Source organism: Youxingia wuxianensis (assembly GCF_014385085.1).
GTDB classification, from domain to species: domain Bacteria; phylum Bacillota; class Clostridia; order Oscillospirales; family Ruminococcaceae; genus Youxingia; species Youxingia wuxianensis.
In genome coordinates, this window is record NZ_JACRTD010000007.1 from 1 (window position 1) to 22,951 (window position 22,951).

Genomic DNA, 22,951 nt, shown 5'->3' on the forward strand with positions numbered 1-22,951 from the left:
TTATATGTTTTGGCTGGTGTTTATTACGATGAGGTCCCACCTGTTCCCATCCCGAACACAGTAGTTAAGCTCATCCGTGCCGAAAATACTTGGGGGGAAACCCCCTGGGAAAATAGGTCGATGCCAGAACAGAAAAAAGCCGTTCCATACAGGAACGGCTTTCTTATTTTTTTATAAATGCAAAAAAAATGAACAGGATACATATTAAGCATCCTGTTCAAATTTGTTTGAGGTGTGTTTTGAGGAGGGTAGAGATACTCAAAATATTTGCGGCTAATCTTGAGTACATCTTTATTATACCTGAAAAAACGCAAAGTTTGTTAATGAGCTGTGTACGAATTTTAAAAAAAGGGTACATTTTATCTGAACAAATTATAGATTTCCGAATTTTTTGTCAAAAAGAAAACATATGTTTGCTTTTAAAGAGAAGGTTTGCTATAATAAATAATAGAATTTGTAAAAAGAAAAGCAAACAAAGAGGTGGGAGCAGCGTGAACAGCGGCCTGAGTAAAAAAGAAGAATTGATTTTGGAGGTTATTCGTTCGTTTATTGACCGGGGCGTACCGCCGACGGTGCGGGAGATTTGCTCCCAGCTGGGGATTAAATCTACCTCTACAGTCCATCGTTATCTGGGGCAGCTTCAAGAGAAGGGGTATATTACCAAGGATGAAAATTTAAATCGCTCCATCCGTTTGACAGAGGGAGAAATGACGAGGGTGCCGGTGGTAGGGCTGGTCACCGCGGGCAGCCCCATTTTGGCGGTGGAACAGATTGAGCAGTATATTCCTGTAAAAACCAGAGGAGACGGCAAGGACCTGTTCGCTCTGCATGTCCGGGGAGAAAGTATGATTGGCGCGGGGATACTGGATGGGGATATTATCATTGCGCGGCGCACCTCCACAGCGGAAAATGGGGAGATTGTGGTAGCTATGATCGATGATGAAGCCACGGTGAAACGGTTTTATAAGGAGAAGGGAAGATACCGTTTGCAGCCGGAAAATGATACGATGTCCCCGATTTATACGGATACAGTAGCGATCTTGGGAAAAGTGGTCTCCCTCTACCGGGAATATTGAATAGGAAGAGAAAAAGCGGCCGTATGGCCGCTTTTTTAAGCCGTGTCTAACAAATCGAAGATTTGCCCCGCCGCCGGGAAAAAGCCCTAGTTTTCATACTGACTGCTCCGGAGAGCGAAAAATATTATTTTTATTAAAACTTTTGGGAGGGGATATTTTAATAGGTTCGTTGATTTTGCTGTATTTAATCATGTAATACTGCATATAAGAAGTCCGCTGCTCTGCAAAGGAGTTCTTGGTGGAAATGGCAATCTCCCGGAAATTTTTCTGCTTATCCAGCAGACAATAAAGAGAATGGGAAACAGTACCTCCGGGGGAACACATAACGATGCGGGCTTCGTAGCTGCCGTCCGGGAGCTGGTATACTTCGTCTGAAAGAACGGGATAATTTTCTAATATGTAAGTAGGGATCCCCATAAAATCCTGTCTGAGATGATCGGTAAAATGATGATTGGTATCCATAAACCAACTGTCGTTATGTTCATAATAGTAGTTTTCTCCATCGAAATAGCTGGGGGTGGGGAAGTACCAGAAAATAAACGGCCGCCGGGATTGATAGGTAAGGGTGTTGGTACCGTCCGTTTGTTTGGAAAAGGTGATTTCTTCCTGGGTGCTATTTAAGAAATCATATAAGTTGTCAAAATTGAAATTACTTTTGGTAACAATGCCGCTGGATAAGCCGGAGAGGAACTCATGATATAAAGCAACTCCGGAAAGCTCTTCCACCAGAATCGGGGGTACGGAGGTCACCAGCCCGCTGCTGGGGATAGCGATTGTAATTACAAAAAGCAAAAAGATAACAGCTTTCCTCAAAGAAACTCCTCCTCCATCCAAACAACAATTATTTTTCAGCGGGTCAGCATAAAAAAGAGGGACAGCGCGCCATAAATCACAGGCTGATGAAGCAGATAAATCCAAAGCGTATACCGTCCGATCCTACCCAGGAAGGGGATATGGGGAGTATAGACAAAATCCGGCAGCCGCTCCTGGCGCACATACACTCCAAAATACCCGCCTGCCAGAAAAAGAAACAGCCAAGGCAGGAGGGGGAAATAATCAGAAGAAAAGAAATGGGGGCCGGGAAAGCCTAAAAAGACCAACAGCTTGGCAGAGTAAAGGAACGAAGGCAGCCGCACCGCCAGCGGCGGGACGCCCAGAACCCCATTTTGAACCTGATAGGTAAGGAAAAACAGTCCCAGGCACAAGAGGATCCCCAAAAGGGGAGAAAGCCGGTCCAGCAGTTTATGGCACAGCCCAAATACCATCATGCAGATCCCCAGGCAATGCAAGATCCCAAAAACAATAATCTGGGAGGGGAGAAAGAGCCAGGTAATCAGAGTAAGGGCCAGGCCAAAAAGAAAAGCAAGCGCTCCCCGGCGCAGATTGTTGTGGGAATACCGGCAGGAGATGCCGGAAATAAAAATAAACAGTCCGGCAAAAAGAGCCTGGAGAAAAAACAATACAGGGGAATAGAAAATGGGAATATTTAAATTAAAGATTGCTACCAAATCATAAGCCCCGTGGTACACTACCATTAAAAGAATAGACAGCCCCCGAAGCTCGTCCATAAGCGCTACCCGCCGGGGATTGGAAGGAAAAGAATAATCAGTCATATAATTCCCGCTTTCCTGTTTGTCGGTAGAAAAATACAAAAAAGGGATTGTCCTTTTCCCCTGCAGACAGCCATCCAGGGAAAAAGGGGGTTTTATTTATTATACCAGTTATTTAAAAAAAATAAACTTTTTTACCAAAAATTGACTAAAAAAACTAGGCAGCAGACAATGGTCTGCTGCCTAGCGGTAAAATGGGATGAAACTGCAGTTAGGGAATATACCGGTCGATAATCTCCCGGGCGCCGTCCAAGTCCTCCAGCATAAGCATAATTACATATCCGCCCTGTTCAAATACCTGAGCGTTTTGAGCGATACCGTAGGAATTGTGAATATCATAGTTCTCGAACTCTTTCATTCGATTAAGCTTTACCTGCTCCAGGCTTTCGCGGATACTGGGGGTATCTTCCGGGCTGGCTTTCAGAATAAATACGTCCGCCACCCCATACCGGCCGGAACTGTATTTTACATAATATTCTTCCAGTTTGCTGGTATCAATAAAAAATTTTTCCGTCAGGACGGTATCGTCCGCGTCTTCCAATCCTTTCATATCGATGGTTTTATAAATCTCATCCAATGCTCCCTGGGGGTCTGCCTCTTCCAAAACCTCACCGGAAGAATGTTCCTGCGGTACAGCGGCGTTTTGGGGCTCATTGTCTGAGCAGCCGGCCAATGCAAGAAGCAGGGCCAAAAAAAAGCAAAGGTATTTTACACTTTTCAAGCGGGAAGCCTCCTTATTTTAAGTGGTATATTAAAGTATAACGGATTTGAGGGTGAAGTCAAGGGGAAGGGAAAAACTGGCGGAAAGTTTAAAGGTTTATTTACAGTTTTTTCGCTGCTTCTTCAATAACGGCAGAGATTTGGGTGTTTTCAAAGGGAGGGGAGTGTGGTACAATAAAACTCTGAATAAATCAGGAAAACAGGGGGATGACGGGATGCAGGAGCCATATTTGCTGGAGCTGTGCAATTTATTCCGCAGGGTAAGCAGTGAATTTTATTTGCGCTATGTAAATCTAGCGTTAAAGCCGGGGGAAGTACACGCTATTGTAGGGAAAAACGCCTCCGGGAAAAGCACTCTGTTTTCTGTTATTATAGGCAACCTGCCGGCGGAAGGCGGACAGGTGAAGATCGGCGGCGTACCTGCGGTGATTAAAAATCCCCTGGACGCGGGAAAACAGGGGATTGTCCTGGTAGGGCAGAACATGCAGCTGTTTGGCAATCTGATGGTATATGAAAACGTTTATTTTGGCCAGGAACTGCTGCTCAATGAAAAGCTGAAGATCATGGACAATAAACGGATGATAAAAAATGTGGAGGAGACGTTTCAAAAAATGAACGTTTCCATCCATCCCAAGGCGGTGTTTGGGCATCTGTCCGCGGGAGAACAGCAGCTGGTGGGGATTGCCCGGGCGATTTTATCCAACGCCAAGGTCATTTTGCTGGACGAGCCGTCTACCCACCTTTCCGGAGAAGAAAAACAGCGGCTGTATGAGGCGATGAAAACTTTAAAAGCCCAGGGAACCTCCTTTTTAATCATCTCCCACGATCTGGACGAGGTGATGGCCGTAGCGGATGTAGTGTCTGTGATGGAACAGGGGGAGCTGTTGGAAACTTCGCCTATTGGGGCGTTTGATAAAAACTCTTTGATTGAAGCGGTATATGGGATTAAGATCAGCAGCTTGTATCAAAAAGAAGAAATTCCCTTAGGGGAAGAACTGCTGCGGCTGACGCAGGTGAGTTCACACGCCTTTGAAAAGGTGAGCTTTTCTATGAAAAAAGGGGAACTGATTTCGGTAGTAGGCGGCTCCAAATCCGGAAAATTGGATGTGGCTCGTGTTATCGCCGGCGTGTGTCCCGGCAGCGGGGAAATCCTGCTGGAGAAAGAGACACTGCCGTTTGGCTCCCCGATTGAAAGTATGCGCCGGGGGGTGGTGCTGGCCAGCGACGAGACCGACCGGGAGATCCTTAAAACCAGCGAGGAAATGGTCGGCCAAGGGGCCACCGGCACAGGGATGCAGAAAAAGATGCTTTCTATTAAGCTGGCGGTGAGCGATTTAGGAAAACAGTTCAGCTCCTGGACCGGCCTTAAAGAAAAAGAGGAGCGCATGACAGGCGGCAACCGGCAGCGGGAGCGTATGGAACAGGCGCTTCACAAACCGGGGAAAGTGTATCTTCTGTGTGAGCCAGGGGCGGGGATTGACGTACCTACCCGGGCGAGGCTTTATTTTGAGATGCAGAAACTTTTGAAAAACGGCGGAGGGGTTATTTTATTTACCTCTGATTTGGAAGAGGCGTTGGGGCTATCCGATCGAATAATCGCCCTGCGCCGGGGGCGTGTGGTATTTGATAAGCCGGCCAAAGAACTGACAAAAGAGGAAATTTCCCGCCAGATAGAGGAGTAAGACTGTATAGGTTCCATAAAAATTATTCCTTGGTCTAAATTGTGATTGACGCGGGGGAAAAATAGAAATATAATAGTAACATATCGTCAAAGGAGACGAAGAATTACCGCTGTTATTCAGTGTAGAGATTATCGGAGCGCCAAAAGAAAAAGAAGGTGTTGACTTTTTCTGATGGCGCCCGGTTGTTTTTATTTCTGAATAAAGATATTTACCCGATTACAAAGGAGGAAATTTTTGATGGCAAGAGTGTACAATTTTTCTGCGGGGCCTTCGATTCTTCCGGAGAGCGTGCTTCGCAAAGCTGCCGGAGAGATGCTGGATTACCAGGGCTCGGGGCAGTCGGTCATGGAAATGAGCCACCGCTCCAAAGAGTATGAGACGATCATCAATGGATGCGAGGCTCTGCTGCGCCAGGTAATGGCGGTCCCGGACAACTACAAGGTGCTGTTTTTACAGGGAGGCGCGTCCAGCCAGTTTGCGATGGTTCCCCTGAACCTGCTCAACGGTTCCGGCAAAGCGGATTTCGTCATCACTGGGCAGTGGGCGAAAAAAGCGTTCCAGGAAGCGTCCCGTTACGGCGAGTGCAAAGCGGTGGCGTCCAGCGCGGATAAGACCTTTAGTTATATCCCCAAGCTGAACAAAGCGGACTTCACTCCGGATGCGGATTACTTCCACATCTGCATGAACAACACGATTTACGGTACCGTGTTCCATGAGCTGCCGGATACAGGGGATGTGCCCCTGGTAGCGGACCTTTCTTCCTGCATCCTGTCCGCCCCCATTGATATCAGCAAGTTTGGCCTGGTATACGCGGGCGCTCAGAAAAATATGGGACCTGCAGGACTTACCGTGGTTATTGTAAGGGAAGATTTGCTTGGCAAGGCCAGGGAAAGCACTCCGACAATGTTTAACTATGTGACTCATGCGGACAACGGATCCATGTATAATACTCCGCCCACCTACGCAATTTATATTTGCAAGCTGGTGCTGGAGTGGATCAAAAACGATATCGGCGGTCTTGCCGAAATGGAAAAGATCAATCGGAAAAAAGCGCAGATTCTCTATGACTTCCTGGACAGCTCCAAGCTGTTTAAGGGCACAGTGGTAAAAGAGGACCGTTCTCTTATGAATATTCCGTTTATCACCGGCGATGAGGAGATGGATAAGAAATTTGTTGCCCAGGCCAAAGAAGCCGGTTTTGTAAACTTAAAAGGCCATCGCTCCGTGGGGGGCATGAGAGCTTCCATCTATAACGCTATGCCCACCGAAGGGGTAGAGAAGTTGGTAGAACTGATGAGTAAGTTCGAAGCGCAAAACAAATAAGAAAAACAGGAAAGAATTCGGCGCTGCTTTCTGTGCGGAAAACAGAAAGCCGAAAAAAGCAGCCCGTTCATTTGCGGCCCTGCAGCAAACGTTACCGGAAAACAGAAAGCCGGAGAAAGAGGTAGAGCAAATGTATCATATTCAAACATTAAATAAAATTAGTCCCTACGGTTTGGAAAAATTTGACCGGAGCAAATATATCTGCGGAGACGACGTGCAAAATCCGGACGCAGTACTGGTACGCAGCGCCTCCATGCACGATATGCAGCTCGGCGACAACTTAAAGGCGATTGCCCGCGCGGGCGCCGGGGTGAACAATATCCCCATCGACCGCTGCAGCCAACAGGGCATTGTGGTATTCAACACCCCCGGAGCCAACGCTAACGCAGTGAAAGAACTGGTAATGTGCGGACTTCTAATGTCCGCTAGAAAGGTGTATCCGGCAATGGACTGGGTACAGACCATCAAAGGCGAAGGCGACGCGGTACCCAAACTGGTGGAAAAAGGCAAAGCGCAGTTTTCCGGCCCGGAATTAAGCGGTAAAAAATTAGGCGTTATCGGGCTGGGAGCGATTGGTATTTTGGTAGCGAACTTTGCCAGACATTTTGGGATGCAGGTATATGGTTATGATCCCTATATGTCGGTAGAGACTGCCTGGAAGGTTTCCCGGGATATTAAACACGCTATCAGTTTGCAGGAGATTTATGAAAACTGCGATTTTATTACGCTGCACGTTCCCTTGACCCCCGAAACCAAAGAGATGATCAACTCTGAATCCATCAAAATGATGAAACATGGAGTGCGTATCTTAAACTTCGCCAGAGGGGAACTGGTAAGCACAAAAGATATTAAAGACGCGATTGATGAAAAACAGGTTCGCTGCTATGTGACTGATTTCCCGTCGGATGAACTGCTTGGACATCCAGGCGTTCTGGCCATCCCCCATCTGGGAGCGTCCACCCCGGAATCCGAGGACAACTGCGCGAAAATGGCGGCGGAAGAATTGATCGATTATTTGGAAAACGGAAATATCACCAACTCGGTTAACCTGCCTAATGTAATCATCAATCGAAACTGCAAAACCAGGGTAACGGTTATTCACAAAAACATTCCTCAGATGATCACCGCCATTGCCGGCGTGTTTGGCGATTGCGGCGTGAACATTGAAAACCTTACCAATAAATCCAAAAAGGAATATGCCTATACCGTTGTGGATACCAACGGCGACGCCAGCGAGGACGCCATCTCCAAGCTGAAAGCGATTGACGGCGTAATCCGGGTAAATATTTATCGTTAAATTTTGTTTAAAAAAACTGCCCCGCGGGAAAATTTACTTCCGCGGGGCAGTTTTTTATGGGAGAAAGAGAGCGGTTCCCGGGAAGATTAATAATATAATAACCTGTAAGCGCAAAAGGCGGCGCTGCGCTTACGCGCTCTTTCGGCGGATTTGGCTTGTAGCGGGCAGAGGCCCTTTGGAGCTTTCCGACGGTTTCTTTCTGTTTGTCCGGCGGATAAGCGTGCTGGCGAGTTTATGGATAAACATGGGTAGGCTGGCTTATTTTTTCGTTGGGAATAATTTACTTTTTTTCGATTGAGGCCGTATGGAAGAGATTGAGAGAGATTGGATGAGATCGGGGCAGTAGCTTTGGACGGGGGAACAAGGGGAATTTCAGGGGGAGCAAAAAACAATGGTTTTGTATCTTGTGAAAATTTCGTCAAAATGGTACAATGATCTCAACAGGCAAAGACAGAAAAATTAGCCTGTGACAACAATGATGTACATCGTTTATTCGCCCCGGCCCGCCGGGTAATTATAGGAATTTTGAAAGGGAGGAGAACAGGGATGAATGTTATGGGAATAAATTTTGGACTTACCATTTTCTGGTTGGTTGTGGGCATTGTTATGGTAGCAATCGAAGCCGCCACAGCGCAGCTGACCACCATCTGGTTTGCTATCGGAGCGTTCCTTACCATAATTCCGGCCGCGCTGAATGCGCCGGTTTGGCTGCAATTTGTTATATTTACCGCAATTTCACTGGTAACGCTTATCTTTACCAGAAAGTTTGTAAAAAGAGCTTTGAAGGTGAAAAAAGAAAGCACCAACGCAGACCGGGTCATCGGCCAAACAGGATATGTCACCCAGACCATAGATAACGATATGGCTCAGGGCCGCGTATCGGTTATGGGATTGGATTGGTCCGCCCGCAGCGCAGATAATACGGATATCTCTATAGGGGAAAAAATTAAAGTGCGGTCCATTGACGGAGTAAAGCTCATTGTGGAAAAAGCGGATGTACGGGAAGTTGTAATGAAATAAAAATTTTTACTTAGGAGGTAAATTTGTATGTGGGCTATTGTGTTAGGAATTTTAGTAATCTTTTTCCTTATCGTTGTAATCAGCAATATTAAAATTGTTCCCCAGGCTTCCGTTTATGTGGTGGAAAGATTAGGTTCTTACTACGCTACCTGGGAAACCGGACTGCATGTAAAAGTTCCATTTTTTGATCGGATTGCTAAAAAGGTTTCTTTAAAGGAACAAGTGGTAGATTTTGCGCCTCAGCCGGTAATCACCAAGGATAACGTTACCATGCAGATTGATACGGTGGTATTCTTCCAGATTACCGATGCAAAAATGTATACGTACGGCGTGGAACGGCCCATGTCCGCCATTGAAAATTTGACGGCGACTACTTTGAGAAATATTATCGGTGAATTGGAACTGGACAGCACCTTAACCTCCCGTGATGTAATCAATACCAAGATTACCGCCACCTTGGATGTGGCCACGGACAAATGGGGAATTAAGGTGAACCGCGTAGAGCTGAAAAACATCCTGCCTCCGAGAGAAATTCAGGACGCCATGGAAAAACAGATGAAAGCGGAGCGTGAAAGACGTGAATCGATCCTGCGTGCGGAAGGTGAGAAGCATAGCCAGATCCTTGTCGCAGAGGGTGAAAAAGAATCAGCGATCCTGCGTGCTGAGGCGGAAAAACAGTCTGCTATCCTGCGCGCAGAAGGTGTAAGAGAACAGAAAATCCGGGAGGCCCAGGGTGAAGCGGAAGCGATCACTATGGTGCAGAGCGCGTTCGCAGATTCACTAAAGCTGCTCAACGAAGCCAACCCCAACGAACAGGTGATTGCGATTAAAGGCCTGGAAGCCTTTGCAAAAGCGGCGGACGGCAGGGCTACAAAAATTATTATTCCCAGCGAAATTCAGTCCCTTGCCGGTATGGCCGCCTCTTTAAAAGAATTGGTGAGCGACGAGAAGAAATAAAGAAATCCTTGCAAATCTTCGATTTACCAAGGCGCGGCTATAAAAAATCCCAGCAAAACGATGTTTTGCGCCGGACAGAGTCCGGGCAAGGTTTCGCTTTTGCGAAACCTTGGGATGCACTTTGCAGCCAGCGCCTGAAAACGCAGAGCGTTTTGCCGCCAAGGGCGGGAGGAAATCTTCGATTTACCAAGGCGCGGCTATAAAAAATCCCAGCAAAACGATGTTTTGCGCCGGACAGAGTCCGGGCAAGGTTTCGCTTTTGCGAAACCTTGGGATGCTATAAAAAAAGCCCCGATTATTCGGGGCTTTTTCTTTTGCTATTTTTCCGGTTTCTTTTGTAACTCCCTTTTGAGAAGGAGGATTTGGCAGGAAGGATTCGTTTTTTAAAAAACGGGCCGAAAAAAGCTCTTTGCCTTAGGCGGAGATGCGGTCCTATTCCTGCTTAGGGCGGCAGGGCAAAGGATCTCACAAATCAAAATGGGTAATCAGCCGGCGGTCAAAGGAAGCGGTAACAGCCCCATGAGGAGGCGTCACTAAGATGTCGTCGCTGCACCATTTGCCATAAACCAGGCGGGCCAAAAGGGAACTATCGCTTTCCACCTGAATAAAATCTAGTTGTTTCGCGGCGGCGGCCACTCGGGCGGAAAGGCTGCTGTCAGGGATGTTCAGCTGGGTATCCGCAAGATACGCCAGGCACTGGCAGTCCTCCTTTGCCCCGCAGAAAAGTATTTCCGGATAACTGGGGAGATACCAGGCTAAGTTTCCGCTGTATTTTTCGAACATAGCGCGATAATGGTCGGCATTTCCTAAAATTAATGAAATACAATTATGTACACGGGGAATGATAAGAGGGACTTCACCGGCCTGCAAAGCAAACGTTTCCATACCGCACACTCCGGTAGTTAAGATAATACCGTCGGAATCCCTTACTCCATCGATATATTCTTTGATTGCCGTAAAAAGCTGTTCCTGTGCGCATAATTTCTCCTGAGGCAGATAAGTGACGTCCACTTGGTTGGGACAATTGTCCAATAAACGGGAGAGATAAGGCTGCAGGGGGGAGCATGCAAGCAAAGAAAGTTTCATCTGTCGTTCACATCCTATTCAAAATATTATAATTTGAGTTTAGAACATATAGCAATTATTATCAATGCAAAGAATTTGGAAAAAACTTATCCATAAAAGGGCTAAAGAAAGGATTAGTAATCCTTGTATAAATATGTTACAATAATATTCCAAACAATTGATTATCTCCTGACAGAGAAAGGATAATATAAAGAATGATTGAAAATAAGATAGAGCAATTACAAACCGCTGTGTTAATCGCGGTGGATACCGGGGAATATGATGTGGAAATTTCCTTGGATGAATTGGAAGAACTGGCAAAAACCGCAGGGGCCCAAGTGTTAGCCCGGGTAACACAAAAGCGGCCGGGGTTTGATCCTGCTACCTGTATCGGCGGCGGGCGCTTGGAAGAGGCGGCCGAGTTTTGCAAGAATAATAATGTAGATCTAGTTATTTTTGACCATGAACTGACAGCGGGGCAGATTCGCAATATTGAAAAAATTGTGGACCGGGCAGTTATCGATCGTACCATGCTGATTTTAGATATTTTTGCCCAGCGCGCGGTCACCAGCGAAGGAAAACTCCAGGTAGAACTGGCGCAGCTGCGGTACCGGCTTCCCCGGCTGATGGGTATGGGAGGAGCTCTTTCCCGGCTGGGCGGCGGAATTGGCACCCGAGGTCCTGGAGAAACCAAACTGGAAAGCGACCGGCGGCATATCCGCAGGCGTATTTCTGCGCTGCAGGACCAGCTGGAACAGCTGGAAAAACGCCGCGGCCTTTTGCGGGCCCGCCGCAAAAAAGATGGGGTGACCACAGTAGCTATCGTCGGCTATACCAACGTTGGGAAAAGCACCTTGCTGAATACGCTGACAGATGCGGGGGTATTGGCCCAGGACAAGCTGTTCGCGACCTTGGACCCCACCTCCCGGGCATTGCAGCTGCCGGACGGCAGGTCGGTGATGCTGGTGGATACAGTAGGATTTGTCCGCCGGCTGCCTCACCATCTGGTGGAGGCGTTTAAATCCACGTTGGAAGAAGCGGTCAGCGCGGATCTTTTATGGTGCGTATGCGATATTTCCGCCGACGAAGCGGACGAGCAGATCGCCGTTACCCGCAAACTGATGCAGGAACTGGGAGTACAGGATACCCCCATGCTGACCGTTTTGAATAAATGTGATCGAGTAAGCGAAGCGCCGCTGGCGATCAGCGACTCCACAGCCATCATCAGCGCGAAAACCGGATTTGGAATCGACGCTCTTTTACACAAAACTGCCAAAGCGTTAACCCCCAGCCAGCATCGGCTGTCTTTGCTGATTCCTTATGAAAAAACCGGGCTGATCAATGAAATTCTGGAAAAGGGGAAAGTATTTTCCCAGGAGTATGTGGAAGAAGGCACAAAAATAGACGCCCTTGTAGAGAATAAAATTCTCTACAAAGTCGCCCAATATAAAATTTAATCCAATTACTTTTGATATGCGCCTAAGATTTCGCCGATATACATGTAATGATAATCATGGTTTGGATAATTGGCGGTATCCACACAGGGATCAAGGAAACTTTCCGGGGTAAATCTTTGGCAGTAAAGCTTGCGGCAGGTCAGGATCAGCTCCGACTGGCCGATGGCCGGAGCCCCGTCCAGGGAAATTTCTGTAAAGCTGCAGGCGGCCATTTTGTCTTGGTCCCTGCCGGATGCGGAGCCGCAATAGCTATATTCTTTTCGGAAAGTGTCATCCAAAAAACACAAGGAGAACCGCTCGCTTTTTTCCATCAGTTCCTGGGTAAAGCGCTGCGGACGGATGTATACAGTCGCCACGGGTTTATTCCATAAAATACCCACCCCGCCCCAGCTGGCAGTCATGGCATTGGTTTTGTTTGCGGCTTTTGTAGTGATCAGGGTCCACTGTTTGCCGATCAGGGCAAATGGGTTTTGAGCAAGCTCATAGGGGGATAATTTTTGCATATACATTCTCCATTCGCATAAATTTACAAATTAAGAAGTGAGGATATTATTTATTTCATTATATCACAACTATGTAAAAAAAAGACATAGAAAAATAGAAAAGGGGAGATTTTAGTGAAGGCACAATTTATTCCGGAATTTAATGGGTACTTAAGAAAGCATATGCTGATGGTGCCGGATGTCATACGTGAATCCAGCGGAATAAGAATTTTTGGGAAACGGATTAAATCGATTGTCTTTACTACAGATGTAGCAATCATCCGCAATGTAAATGCGGATGCGGTAATCGCAGTCTATCCGTTTACCCCTCAGCCGGTAATTACCCAGGCGATTATGGATGCGGCAGATATCCCGGTATTCGCCGGGGTAGGCGGCGGAACCACCATGGGAAGGCGGGTGACAAATCTGGCGCTCCACGCGGAGCATCAGGGGGCGATCGGCGTAGTGGTCAACGCCCCGACTACCAATGAATCCATCCGGAAAATTTCCCAGACCATTGATATTCCTGTAGTGGTGACGGTGGTATCCGAGCACGATGATATTGAGGGCCGGCTGCAGGCGGGCGCTTCTATTTTTAATGTGTCTGTAGCGGCTCGAACCCCTTATGTAGTGGATAAAATCCGGGAAAAGCATCCTAACGTAGCCATTATCGCTACCGGCGGCCCCAACGAGCAGAGCATTCGGGACACCATCAATGCCGGCGCGAACGCAATCACCTGGACGCCCCCTGCTAATGGGGAGCTTTTTAGGGGGCTGATGCAGAAATATCGCGCCGGGGAGCCCAGAGGAGACTGATTTTGTGCAATCTACCTCAATAAATATGCGTTATATTTGAATGTTTATGCAAAAAACTCCTTGAAAATACCGAGAGATAATGTATAATTATTACCATAATGAAAGATTGACCGGAGGGAAAGATAAAAATGCAAAAGAAATACAACAAAGTAGTGCTTGCATATTCAGGCGGTTTGGATACTTCGATTATTATTCCGTGGCTCAAAGAAAATTATGGGTGCGAAGTCATTGCCGTTTCCGGCGATGTGGGCCAGGGGACGGAACTGGAAGGCTTGGAAGAAAAAGCGCTGAAAACCGGCGCCTCCAAACTTTATATAGAAAATCTCCAGGAAGAATTTGTCAATGAATTTATTATTCCTACCATGCAGGCAGGCGCGGTATATGAGGGGAAATACCTTCTGGGGACTTCTTTTGCCCGCCCGATCATTGCCAAACGGATTGTGGAAATCGCCAAAAAAGAAGGCGCGGATGCGATCTGTCACGGCTGCACCGGCAAAGGCAACGACCAGGTGCGGTTTGAACTTACAATTAAAGCGTTCGCCCCGGAGATGGATATTATCGCCCCTTGGCGTATTTGGGATATTAAAAGCCGGGAAGAAGAGATCGATTACGCACAAGCTCACGATATCCCTTTGAAAATCAGCCGGGAAACCAATTATTCCAAGGATAAAAACCTATGGCATTTAAGCCATGAAGGAATGGATTTGGAAGATCCGGCCAATGAACCCATGTATGAAAAGATCCTGGAAATGGGAGTTACCCCCGAACAGGCTCCGGATAAACCCACTTATATTACCATAAGTTTTGAAAAAGGGGTTCCGGTGGCGCTGGATGGCGTGAAAATGTCTGCGTTGGAAATTGTATTGCAGCTCAATAAAATCGGCGGCGAAAATGGGATCGGGATTACAGATATGGTGGAAAACCGTTTGGTTGGCATGAAGAGCAGAGGTGTTTATGAAACTCCCGGCGGGTCCATCCTTTATCAGGCTCACCAGAATTTGGAAGAGCTTTGTCTGGATAAAGAAACCCAGCACTTTAAAATGCAAACCTCGATTAAATTCAGCGAGCTGGTTTATAACGGACAGTGGTATACTCCCCTGCGGGAGGCGCTTTCCGCTTTTGTGGAGAGCACCCAGCAGACAGTGACCGGCGATGTGAAGCTGAAACTTTACAAAGGAAATATTATCGGCGCTGGAACCACTTCTCCTTATTCCCTGTATTCGGAAGAAATCGCTACCTTTAATGAGGATCATGTATATAACCAGATGGACAGCCAGGGATTTATTAATCTGTTCGGCCTGCCGCTGAAGGTAAAAGCGATGCTGGATCAGAAAAACGGGAAAAAATAAACATAAACAGAGCAAAGGGATGAGGCTGTAACATGGGAGCGGTAATGCCTCCATGTTGCAGCTTTTTGTCAGCGGCGGAGGGCGCTGCGCCTCTAATAAGCGTCCGCGGACGCTTCCTAGAGGCCAGGGGCCTTCGGCCCTGCGGCGCGAAGCGCCGGCAGCGCCCCGGCGGCACAAACAAACGACGAGAGGAATTTTAACGGTATGAAGATGTGGGCAGGACGATTTTCCAAAGAAGTGGACGAGAGGGTCAATGATTTTAATTCATCCATCTCCTTTGACGCCAGAATGTTCCAGCAGGATATTGCTGGTTCCATGGCTCATGCGGCTATGCTGGCGGCGCAGGGGATTATTGAGAAAAGCCAAGGGGACAGCATCATTGATGGGCTGGGTGAAATTTTAGAGGATATCAAAACAGGAAAGCTGGCGTTTGATCCGGAAGCGGAAGATATCCACATGTTTATTGAAGCTCAGCTGACCCAGCGTATCGGGGACACAGGCAAGCGCCTGCACACCGCCCGCAGCAGGAATGACCAGGTCGCTTTGGATATCCGGCTGTATCTGCGGGAGGAAATGGAGAAAATAACCGGCCTGCTTTTGGAACTGATCCGGGAGCTTTGCGAGAAAGCAAAGGATCACTTGGACACGATTATGCCGGGCTATACCCATTTGCAGAGAGCGCAGCCGATTACATTTGCTCATCATCTGATGGCCTATGCCAATATGTTTGTCCGGGATGTGCAGCGTATCCGGGACGGGGTAAAACGGATGAATTACAACCCCTTGGGAAGCGGAGCCCTGGCGGGAACTACCTATCCTATTGACCGGCAGATGACCGCAAAAGCCTTGGGCTTTGATGGAGTAGTGGCCAACAGCCTGGACGGAGTATCCGACCGGGATTTTTGTATTGAGCTGGGGGCGGCAGTCAGCACGGTAATGATGCACCTTTCCCGTTTTTCCGAAGAGGTGATTTTGTGGTGTTCCTGGGAATTTAAATTTGTGGAACTGGACGATGGGTTTGCCACCGGTTCCAGCATTATGCCTCAAAAAAAGAACCCGGATATTACAGAATTGATTCGGGGAAAAACCGCCCGGGTCTATGGGGATCTTATAACCTTGCTGACCATGATGAAAGGTTTGCCGCTGGCTTACAACAAGGATATGCAGGAGGACAAAGAAGCGGTCTTTGACGCCATAGACACGGTAAAGCTTTGTTTGACCACGTTTATCCCCATGCTTCGCACCATGACCGTCCTGAAGGAAAACATGCGCGCAGCCGCGGCCAAAGGATTTATCAACGCTACTGACTGTGCCGATTACCTGACAAAAAAAGGAGTTCCCTTCCGGGATGCTTATAAAATCACCGGCGCCTTGGTGGCGCTGTGTATCCGCGAAGGTTTGACGCTGGAGACCTTGCCTTTGGAAGAATATCAGCGCGCCAGCGGGGTATTTGAAAAAGATGTGTATGACGCTATCAGTCTGGACGCCTGCGTTCACTGCCGCCAAAGCGAAGGCGGCCCGGCGCCGGAAGCGGTAAAGATCCAGATTGGAAAAATAGAAGAATTTTTGACCCGGGAGGCGGGAAAATGAACAGGATAAAAGTGGGGGTTATTGGAGCAACCGGCTATGCAGGATTGGAAATTGTCCGGCTGCTTTTATCCCATCCCAATGTAGAGATTGCGCAGATCAGCTCTGTGAGCTACGAAGGGAAAAAACTCAGTGAAATTTATCCCCAGCTTACCGGTATTTATGAAAAAGTATTAACCAATGACGCAGTTGTAGTGGAAGAATCACAGGTAGTGTTTGCCTGCCTGCCTCATGGACATGCGGAACCGATCGCAAAAAAATGTTTTGATCAGGGAAAGCTGTTTATCGATATGGGGGCGGATTTCCGTCTGTCTAAGGAAGAGGACTATAAACAGTGGTACGGCGGACAATACGAGGAAAAGGGGCTTCATAAAGCGGCGGTATACTGTATCCCGGAGCTTCACCGGGACAGACTGAAAAATGCCAAAATTATCGCCAATCCCGGCTGTTATCCTACGTCTATCTCTTTGGGGCTGGCGCCTGTGCTAAAGGCAGGGATTGCAGACGTTTCCACGATAGTGATCGACAGCAAGTCGGGCGCGACCGGCGCCGGACGGGGGCTGGCGCTGAACACGCATTACACCGAATGCAACGAAGGCTTTTCCCCTTATAAGGTGGCGTCCCACCGGCATACTCCGGAAATTGAGGAAGTACTCAGCGGCATTGCAAAGCAGGAGGTCACGGTTACTTTTGTGCCCCATCTGCTGGCGGTAAACCGGGGAATTGTCTCCACCATGTATGTGAACGTTCCCCCTGACGCGACGGAAGAGACCATCCGGGGCCTATATGAAGAGTTTTATAAAAACGAGCGGTTTGTAAAGCTTCTGCCTGCGGGGGCGGCAGCAAACCTAAAAAATGTGAAATATTCCAACTACTGTCACATTTCCCTTCATTTAGACAACCGTACTCACCGGCTGATTGTGGTATGTACGATTGACAATATGGTAAAGGGAGCCGCGGGTCAGGCAATTCAAAACATGAATATCGCTTTAGGGCTTGAAGAGGCCGCCGGGCTTACGATGGTTCCCCCGGCATTTTAAAAGGAACATCGTTTTTGAGGAGGAGAGGCATGGAAATTCAGTTTATAGAAGGCGGCGTATGCGCCCCTAAGGGCTTTTGGGCGGGAGGCGTTCACTGTGGAATCCGCAAAAACCGGGAGAAAAAGGATTTGGCCTTAATATACAGTGAAAAAGAATGTACCGCTGCCGGCGTGTACACTCAAAACAAGGTGAAAGGCGCTCCGGTGACTGTGACCCAGCAGCATCTGGCCAACGGCAAAGCCCAGGCGGTCCTGTGCAATTCCGGCAATGCCAACACCTGCAATGCAGATGGAGAATTTATCGCAAATTCCATGTGCCAGGCGGCGGCGAAGACTCTGAACATAGATCCCCAGAAGATCATCATCGGTTCCACCGGCGTTATTGGCCAGCCGCTGCCGTTACAGCCTATTGTAAACGCCATGGATCAATTAAAATCGTCCTTACAGACTGGCGCCCAAGGCAGCGACGCGGCGGCCCAGGCGATTATGACCACCGACACCAAAAAGAAAGAAGCGGCGGTTTCCTTTCTGATAGGAGGAAAGCCCTGCTGTATCGGCGGCATTTGTAAAGGCTCCGGAATGATACACCCCAATATGGCTACGATGCTGTGTTTTATGACCAGCGATGCGGCGATCTCTGGGGAAATGATTAAAAAAGCGGTCAAAGAGGTTACCGACGATACCTTTAATATGGTCAGCGTGGACGGAGATACTTCTACCAACGATACCTTTACCCTTATGGCCAACGGGCTGGCGGGAAATCCAGAAATAACCGGGCCGGGAAAGGATTATGACGATTTTAAAGCGGGGCTGATGGCGGTATGCCGCCGGCTGGCCCGGGAAATGGCCGCCGATGGGGAAGGGGCCACCAAACTTCTGGAGTGCCATGTGAGCGGCGCCCCGGAAAAACAAACGGCGGTTAAGGTATCCAAAGCGGTGATCACCTCCAGCTTGCTGAAAGCCGCGATGTTTGGCGCCGACGCCAACTGGGGCCGGATTTTATGCGCTGTGGGCTACGCGGACGCACAGTTTGATATTGGAAAAGTAGGCGTAACCCTGGGATCGGCCAAAGGGACCATAGAAGTGTGTAAAAATGGATCCGGTGTGGAATTCAGCGAGGAAAAAGCGAAACAAATTCTTTTAGAAGATGAAATTCACATAGATATCTCCATGGACCAAGGCGGCGGCGAGGCCACTGCCTGGGGCTGTGATTTGACCTATGATTATGTAAAGATCAACGGGGACTACCGTACCTGAAAGAAAGGGGAACAAACAGGAGATGGAAATAAAAAATGCGGATAAGGCCCAGGTACTGGTGGAAGCCCTGCCGTATCTACAAAAATACTATAATAAAGTGGTCGTGGTAAAATACGGCGGCAACGCCATGGTGAACCCTCAGTTAAAAGAGGCGGTCATGAGCGATATTGTACTTTTGTCCCTGGTAGGGATCAAGGTGGTATTGGTTCACGGAGGCGGCCCGGAGATTACCCAGACGCTTTCCTCCATGGGAAAGGAAAGTAAATTTGTCGGCGGACTGCGGTGCACGGATGAGGAAACCATCAAAGTGGTGCAGATGGTCCTGTGCGGCAAAACCAACAAGGACCTGGTGCGCCTGCTTCAGCAAAATAACGGCCGGGCAATCGGTATGTGCGGAGTAGACGGCCGGATGATCCAAGCCAAAAAGCTGGAAAGCGACCCGGATCTGGGGTATGTAGGAGAGATTACCAAAATTGACCCCGCCCCTATTTTAGACGTGTTGGAGAAAGGGTATATTCCAGTGATTGCTACCATCGGATGCGATGAGGAAGGCAATGTGTATAATATTAACGCGGACCTTGCGGCAGCAAGAATTGCCGCCCAGCTAAAGGCGGAAAATCTTATTTCCATGACCGACGTAGCGGGACTGCTGCGGGACAAAGAAGATCCGTCCTCTTTGATCTCTGTGGTAAAGGTAAGCGAAGTGCCTGCGTTGATCCAACAGGAAATTGTATCCGGCGGAATGATCCCCAAGGTAAACTGCTGTGTAGAAGCGGTGCGCCGAGGGGTAAAACGGGCGTTTATTATTGACGGACGGGTAGCTCATTCCATTTTGATAGAAATGATGACGGATGAAGGCATGGGCACTATGTTCTTAGGATAGGGGAGACGGACAATGAGCTGGAAGCAGCAGGACAGCAAGTATATTGCGGGGACCTACGCCCGGTACGACCTGGAGGCGGTCAAAGGCAAGGGCGCCCGGTGCTGGGATGTCAACGGAAAGGAATATATTGACTTCACTTCGGGAATCGGGGTAAACAGCCTGGGATTTTGTGATGAGGACTGGGCGGCGGCAGTGTCCAGCCAGGCCCAAAAGCTACAGCATATCTCCAATCTGTATTATACCCAGCCCATGGAGGACCTGGCGCAGGGCCTGTGCCAGCGCACCGGAATGAACAAGGTGTTTTTCTGCAATTCCGGGGCGGAAGCCAACGAAGGGGCGATTAAAACCGCCCGGAAATATTCCTTTGATCATTACGGCAAGGGCCGTCATAAGATAGTCGCCTTGGAAAACAGTTTCCACGGACGTACAATTACTACCCTGTCCGCCACTGGGCAGGCGGTGTTTCATCAATACTTCGATCCGTTTACTGACGGCTTTCTGTTCGCCAAAGCAAACGATATCCAGGATATAAAAAGCAAGCTCAGTCCCGATGTGTGCGCGGTTATGGTGGAGCTGATACAGGGGGAAGGCGGCGTTGTGCCCTTAAGGGAAGATTTTGTAAGAGAAATTGCCGCGCTGTGCAAAGAAAAAGACCTGCTTTTAATAGTAGATGAGGTGCAAACCGGAATGGGACGCACGGGGAAACTGCTTTGCTGCGAGCATTACGCCATAAAGCCGGACATTGTCACCTTGGCCAAGGGCCTGGGCGGGGGGCTGCCCATCGGCGCGGTGCTGCTGGGGGAAAAGTGCGAAAATACTCTGGGCGCCGGGGACCACGGCACCACCTACGGAGGGAATCCAGTGGCCTGCGCTGGGGCCAATGTGGTGCTGAAAAAGCTGGACGAAAATCTATTGGAACAGGTCTCCCAAAAGGGCGCGTATTTAAAAAGCCGGCTGCTCGCCTGCAAAAAGGTGGAGAGGGTAGACGGTAAGGGGATGATGCTCGGCATCGCCATGAAGGGAAAAGACAGTAAGCAAACCGCCAAAGAATGTTTGGAGAGAGGGTTGGTCGTATTGACTGCGAAGGCAAAGCTCCGGCTGCTGCCGCCTCTTAACATTTCCCGGGAAGAGCTGGAAAAAGGACTGGCGGTTTTAGAGGAGGTATTGGGATAGATGGATCATTTATTAAAGCTATTGGATCTAAGCAAAGAAGAAATTTTAGACATTCTTAATCTGGCGGATCAGCTGAAATATGAGCTGAAACATGACATCCGTCATCAGCATTTAAAAGGAAAAACCCTGGGGATGATTTTTGAGAAATCCTCCACCCGCACGCGGGTGTCCTTTGAGGTGGGGATGTGTCAATTAGGCGGATCCGCCTTGTTTTTAAGCAGCAATGATCTGCAAATTGGGCGGGGCGAACCGGTAGAGGACACCGCCAGGGTGCTTTCCCGGTATTTGGATGGGATTATGATCCGTACCTTTGCCCAGCAGGAAGTGGAAGATCTTGCTTCCTATGGTTCTATTCCAGTGATCAACGGGCTGACAGACTTTTGTCATCCCTGCCAAGTCCTGGCGGACCTGATGACTGTGCGGGAGCACAAAGGCCGCCTGGAAGGGATAAATATGTGCTATCTGGGGGATGGAAACAATATGGCCAACTCCCTGATTGTAGGCGGGCTGAAAATGGGAATGAATGTTTCTGTTGCCACCCCGAAGGAATATCAGCCGGATCCCACTGTACTGGAATTTGCTCAGAAAACCGGGAACTTTAAATTGACCCAGGATATTTATGAGGCTGCCAAAGGGGCGGACGTAGTTTTTACCGACGTTTGGGCTTCCATGGGACAGGAAGGGGAGGCTGGTATTCGCCGCAAGGCTTTTGCAGGGTACCAGATTAACCATAAACTGCTGGAAGTATGCGCCAAGAACGTTATGGTCCAGCACTGCCTGCCTGCCCACAGAGGAGAAGAGATTACCGCGCAAGTGTTCGAAGAACATGCGGGAGAAATTTTTGACGAGGCGGAAAACCGCCTTCATGCTCAAAAGGCGGTAATGGTTACACTGATGACGAAAAGATAAAAAAAGGCGCAGGGACGCTTCTTTATGAGAAGGATTCCCTGCGCCTTTTTTGGATGTGAAAGGGCGGTTGAACAGAGAGGCTTTATATTCCGGCGGGAGAAAAATTCCGATTTGTTAGGCGGGGCTATAAAAAAATAGGTGCAAAACGATGTTTTGCACCTATTTTTTATCAGGTAGTTCCCGGCATACTGACGCCGTCCATAGTGAGCAGTTCATCATCGCTTTCGCTGTCCCCGCTGCTTTCCAAAGAAGCGTCCTGCTGGGAAAGAGCGCTGTCCTGGGTATCAGAGGAAGTTTCTCCCCCAAAGTCAATCTGCGGATAAGCAGCGGCGGCCATTTCTTCCAGCAGGGAGAACATCCGGGAGCTCTGCCGCTCAAACAGAAGAGACTCAACCGGCACCAACTGATTGTTTTTCACCGCGTCCAGATTTTTATACACTTCACTGGAAGCAAACTGCTGAATGTCGATAGATTGATCATAAAAGATAATCTGGGGCAAAAATTCGCTGGCTTTGTCCGCGGGAAAAACCCACTCCCCATACTCCTGGGCGATATTATCAATTCCTATCATAGAAAGCAGCCTGCCTTCCAGGGTATCGCCGGTAGCGACGGTGAAATCCGGCACCCGCACATACACTCCTTTGAGCCGCTGAGTTACATTGGCCTGGACAGCCGACGCAAGCCGCTGCGCCCGCTCCAGCAGAGGATCAAATACCCGACGGCCATTTTCCTCCCCGGAAACAGCGCCGTCCATAATGGTGGCGATAGTCAGATAGATGTTTTCCAGCTCATCCAAAGTAGCCGCTTTCTTTAAAACCACTACCTCAATATCCATCTGCTGAAGTTTTACCGTATCCTCCTGGGTGAGGGAGGAAGAGGCAAATACGACAGAAGGAGAAATATTTTCAATCTCTTCCAAATTAGGAAGCTGAGGGGTTCCCGCCCGGGGCAAACTGGTGATTGAGGAGGGATAATCGTCAAAATCGCTGATCCCTGCCAGCCGGTCGCTGCAGCCTAAATCTATAAGCACTTCGGTCAGGGCCGGAGAGAGGGAAACTACCGCCTCAGGCCGCTGGGAGATACGGATATCGCCGATGGCCACCGGATATTCCGGATCAATCTCCTCCGCCGGCTGGGAGGAGGAAGGACTGTCTTCCTCCCGGTTAAAAAACTGACAGGACGCCAAAGAAAACAGTAAAACCAGCGCCAAAAATAAAGCCAACCACTTTTTTATGATCATTGGAAAAAT

At 48.6% G+C, this 22,951-nt stretch carries 21 protein-coding genes and 1 rRNA gene; 16 read left to right on the forward strand and 6 right to left on the reverse strand.

All coding sequences use genetic code 11. The features are described 5' to 3' along the window. The first annotated feature begins 12 nt into the window (after positions 1 to 12). Together rrf and lexA are read left to right on the forward strand one after the other, a co-directional pair. Positions 13 to 129: ribosomal RNA gene (rrf, locus tag H8705_RS09855) — 5S ribosomal RNA — on the forward strand. 362 nt (positions 130 to 491) lie between these two features. Beyond that, positions 492 to 1,076, forward strand: coding sequence for a transcriptional repressor LexA (lexA, locus tag H8705_RS09860; protein WP_262395599.1), 585 nt, complete (start codon positions 492 to 494; stop codon positions 1,074 to 1,076). 93 nt (positions 1,077 to 1,169) lie between these two features. On the opposite strand, the gene H8705_RS09865 is transcribed toward lexA, so the two are convergent. The 3 genes from H8705_RS09865 to H8705_RS09875 form a co-directional block, all read right to left on the reverse strand. Then, entirely contained in the window at positions 1,170 to 1,889 is a 720-nt protein-coding gene (locus H8705_RS09865; protein WP_262395601.1) for a hypothetical protein, read from the reverse strand. Between the two features lie 35 nt (positions 1,890 to 1,924). Beyond that, positions 1,925 to 2,689 (reverse strand): DUF1624 domain-containing protein, encoded by a 765-nt coding sequence (locus H8705_RS09870; RefSeq protein ID WP_262395602.1) that lies wholly within the window; start codon positions 2,687 to 2,689, stop codon positions 1,925 to 1,927. Positions 2,690 to 2,897: 208 nt separating this feature from the next. After that, positions 2,898 to 3,407, reverse strand: coding sequence for a DUF4358 domain-containing protein (locus tag H8705_RS09875; protein WP_262395603.1), 510 nt, complete (start codon positions 3,405 to 3,407; stop codon positions 2,898 to 2,900). Between the two features lie 214 nt (positions 3,408 to 3,621). Between H8705_RS09875 and H8705_RS09880 the strand changes: the two genes are divergently transcribed. The 5 genes from H8705_RS09880 (at position 3,622) to H8705_RS09900 (ending at position 9,685) form a co-directional block, all read left to right on the forward strand. Then, on the forward strand, positions 3,622 to 5,088 hold the full coding sequence (locus tag H8705_RS09880) for an ATP-binding cassette domain-containing protein (protein WP_262395604.1): 1,467 nt from the start codon (positions 3,622 to 3,624) through the stop codon (positions 5,086 to 5,088). A 237-nt stretch (positions 5,089 to 5,325) separates the two neighbouring features. Further along, entirely contained in the window at positions 5,326 to 6,411 is a 1,086-nt protein-coding gene (gene serC / locus H8705_RS09885) for a 3-phosphoserine/phosphohydroxythreonine transaminase (protein WP_262395605.1), read from the forward strand. Between the two features lie 130 nt (positions 6,412 to 6,541). Continuing rightward, complete coding sequence (locus H8705_RS09890) at positions 6,542 to 7,708, forward strand: phosphoglycerate dehydrogenase (RefSeq protein WP_262395606.1); 1,167 nt, start codon at positions 6,542 to 6,544, stop codon at positions 7,706 to 7,708. A 546-nt stretch (positions 7,709 to 8,254) separates the two neighbouring features. Beyond that, positions 8,255 to 8,728 carry an NfeD family protein gene (locus tag H8705_RS09895; protein ID WP_262395607.1) on the forward strand — a complete coding sequence of 158 codons (474 nt, stop codon included), beginning with the start codon at positions 8,255 to 8,257 and terminating at the stop codon, positions 8,726 to 8,728. 27 nt (positions 8,729 to 8,755) lie between these two features. Then, on the forward strand, positions 8,756 to 9,685 hold the full coding sequence (locus tag H8705_RS09900) for an SPFH domain-containing protein (protein WP_262395608.1): 930 nt from the start codon (positions 8,756 to 8,758) through the stop codon (positions 9,683 to 9,685). Positions 9,686 to 10,150: 465 nt separating this feature from the next. Here H8705_RS09900 and H8705_RS09905 read toward each other — a convergent pair whose 3' ends face one another. Further along, entirely contained in the window at positions 10,151 to 10,771 is a 621-nt protein-coding gene (locus tag H8705_RS09905; protein ID WP_262395609.1) for a DUF1638 domain-containing protein, read from the reverse strand. A gap of 194 nt (positions 10,772 to 10,965) precedes the next feature. Between H8705_RS09905 and hflX the strand changes: the two genes are divergently transcribed. Then, positions 10,966 to 12,207, forward strand: a complete 1,242-nt coding sequence (gene hflX, locus H8705_RS09910; protein ID WP_262395610.1) for a GTPase HflX — start codon at positions 10,966 to 10,968, stop codon at positions 12,205 to 12,207. Between the two features lie 5 nt (positions 12,208 to 12,212). Here the strand turns inward: hflX and H8705_RS09915 are convergent, their stop codons facing one another. Continuing rightward, entirely contained in the window at positions 12,213 to 12,710 is a 498-nt protein-coding gene (locus H8705_RS09915) for a flavin reductase family protein (RefSeq protein WP_262395611.1), read from the reverse strand. Between the two features lie 162 nt (positions 12,711 to 12,872). On the opposite strand from H8705_RS09915, the gene H8705_RS09920 reads away from it, so the two are divergent. The 8 genes from H8705_RS09920 to argF all read left to right on the forward strand — a co-directional run bounded on the left by H8705_RS09920 (position 12,873) and on the right by argF (position 21,702). Then, a complete protein-coding gene (locus H8705_RS09920; protein WP_262395770.1) occupies positions 12,873 to 13,505 on the forward strand; it encodes a hydrolase in 633 nt (210 codons plus the stop codon). Positions 13,506 to 13,633: 128 nt separating this feature from the next. Further along, a complete protein-coding gene (locus H8705_RS09925) occupies positions 13,634 to 14,854 on the forward strand; it encodes an argininosuccinate synthase (protein ID WP_262395612.1) in 1,221 nt (406 codons plus the stop codon). Positions 14,855 to 15,058: 204 nt separating this feature from the next. Next, positions 15,059 to 16,444: an argininosuccinate lyase gene (argH, locus tag H8705_RS09930; RefSeq protein ID WP_262395613.1), complete on the forward strand. Its 1,386-nt coding sequence runs from the start codon at positions 15,059 to 15,061 to the stop codon at positions 16,442 to 16,444. Then, positions 16,441 to 17,481, forward strand: coding sequence for an N-acetyl-gamma-glutamyl-phosphate reductase (gene argC, locus H8705_RS09935; RefSeq protein ID WP_262395614.1), 1,041 nt, complete (start codon positions 16,441 to 16,443; stop codon positions 17,479 to 17,481). The genes argH and argC overlap by 4 nt, the downstream gene beginning before the upstream one ends. Before the next feature lie 29 nt (positions 17,482 to 17,510). Then, entirely contained in the window at positions 17,511 to 18,737 is a 1,227-nt protein-coding gene (gene argJ, locus H8705_RS09940; protein ID WP_262395615.1) for a bifunctional glutamate N-acetyltransferase/amino-acid acetyltransferase ArgJ, read from the forward strand. Positions 18,738 to 18,759: 22 nt separating this feature from the next. Continuing rightward, complete coding sequence (argB, locus tag H8705_RS09945; protein WP_262395616.1) at positions 18,760 to 19,620, forward strand: acetylglutamate kinase; 861 nt, start codon at positions 18,760 to 18,762, stop codon at positions 19,618 to 19,620. 12 nt (positions 19,621 to 19,632) lie between these two features. Further along, positions 19,633 to 20,793, forward strand: coding sequence for an aspartate aminotransferase family protein (locus tag H8705_RS09950; RefSeq protein ID WP_262395617.1), 1,161 nt, complete (start codon positions 19,633 to 19,635; stop codon positions 20,791 to 20,793). Beyond that, the gene (argF, locus tag H8705_RS09955; protein ID WP_262395618.1) at positions 20,794 to 21,702 is read left to right on the forward strand and encodes an ornithine carbamoyltransferase; all 909 of its coding nucleotides are present in this window, start codon (positions 20,794 to 20,796) and stop codon (positions 21,700 to 21,702) included. Between the two features lie 169 nt (positions 21,703 to 21,871). Here the strand turns inward: argF and H8705_RS09960 are convergent, their stop codons facing one another. Continuing rightward, positions 21,872 to 22,942, reverse strand: a complete 1,071-nt coding sequence (locus H8705_RS09960; protein WP_262395619.1) for an ABC transporter substrate-binding protein — start codon at positions 22,940 to 22,942, stop codon at positions 21,872 to 21,874. Positions 22,943 to 22,951: the final 9 nt, after the last annotated feature.

Coding starts and splice junctions, on each gene's coding strand:
- H8705_RS09870 (WP_262395602.1), bottom strand. CDS start 2,689: ATGACTGATTATTCTTTTCCTTCCAATCCCCGGCGGGTAGCGCTTATG.
- H8705_RS09880 (WP_262395604.1), top strand. CDS start 3,622: ATGCAGGAGCCATATTTGCTGGAGCTGTGCAATTTATTCCGCAGGGTA.
- serC (WP_262395605.1), top strand. CDS start 5,326: ATGGCAAGAGTGTACAATTTTTCTGCGGGGCCTTCGATTCTTCCGGAG.
- H8705_RS09890 (WP_262395606.1), top strand. CDS start 6,542: ATGTATCATATTCAAACATTAAATAAAATTAGTCCCTACGGTTTGGAA.
- H8705_RS09895 (WP_262395607.1), top strand. CDS start 8,255: ATGAATGTTATGGGAATAAATTTTGGACTTACCATTTTCTGGTTGGTT.
- H8705_RS09900 (WP_262395608.1), top strand. CDS start 8,756: ATGTGGGCTATTGTGTTAGGAATTTTAGTAATCTTTTTCCTTATCGTT.
- H8705_RS09905 (WP_262395609.1), bottom strand. CDS start 10,771: ATGAAACTTTCTTTGCTTGCATGCTCCCCCCTGCAGCCTTATCTCTCC.
- hflX (WP_262395610.1), top strand. CDS start 10,966: ATGATTGAAAATAAGATAGAGCAATTACAAACCGCTGTGTTAATCGCG.
- H8705_RS09915 (WP_262395611.1), bottom strand. CDS start 12,710: ATGCAAAAATTATCCCCCTATGAGCTTGCTCAAAACCCATTTGCCCTG.
- H8705_RS09920 (WP_262395770.1), top strand. CDS start 12,873: ATGCTGATGGTGCCGGATGTCATACGTGAATCCAGCGGAATAAGAATT.
- H8705_RS09925 (WP_262395612.1), top strand. CDS start 13,634: ATGCAAAAGAAATACAACAAAGTAGTGCTTGCATATTCAGGCGGTTTG.
- argH (WP_262395613.1), top strand. CDS start 15,059: ATGAAGATGTGGGCAGGACGATTTTCCAAAGAAGTGGACGAGAGGGTC.
- argC (WP_262395614.1), top strand. CDS start 16,441: ATGAACAGGATAAAAGTGGGGGTTATTGGAGCAACCGGCTATGCAGGA.
- argJ (WP_262395615.1), top strand. CDS start 17,511: ATGGAAATTCAGTTTATAGAAGGCGGCGTATGCGCCCCTAAGGGCTTT.
- argB (WP_262395616.1), top strand. CDS start 18,760: ATGGAAATAAAAAATGCGGATAAGGCCCAGGTACTGGTGGAAGCCCTG.
- H8705_RS09950 (WP_262395617.1), top strand. CDS start 19,633: ATGAGCTGGAAGCAGCAGGACAGCAAGTATATTGCGGGGACCTACGCC.
- argF (WP_262395618.1), top strand. CDS start 20,794: ATGGATCATTTATTAAAGCTATTGGATCTAAGCAAAGAAGAAATTTTA.
- H8705_RS09960 (WP_262395619.1), bottom strand. CDS start 22,942: ATGATCATAAAAAAGTGGTTGGCTTTATTTTTGGCGCTGGTTTTACTG.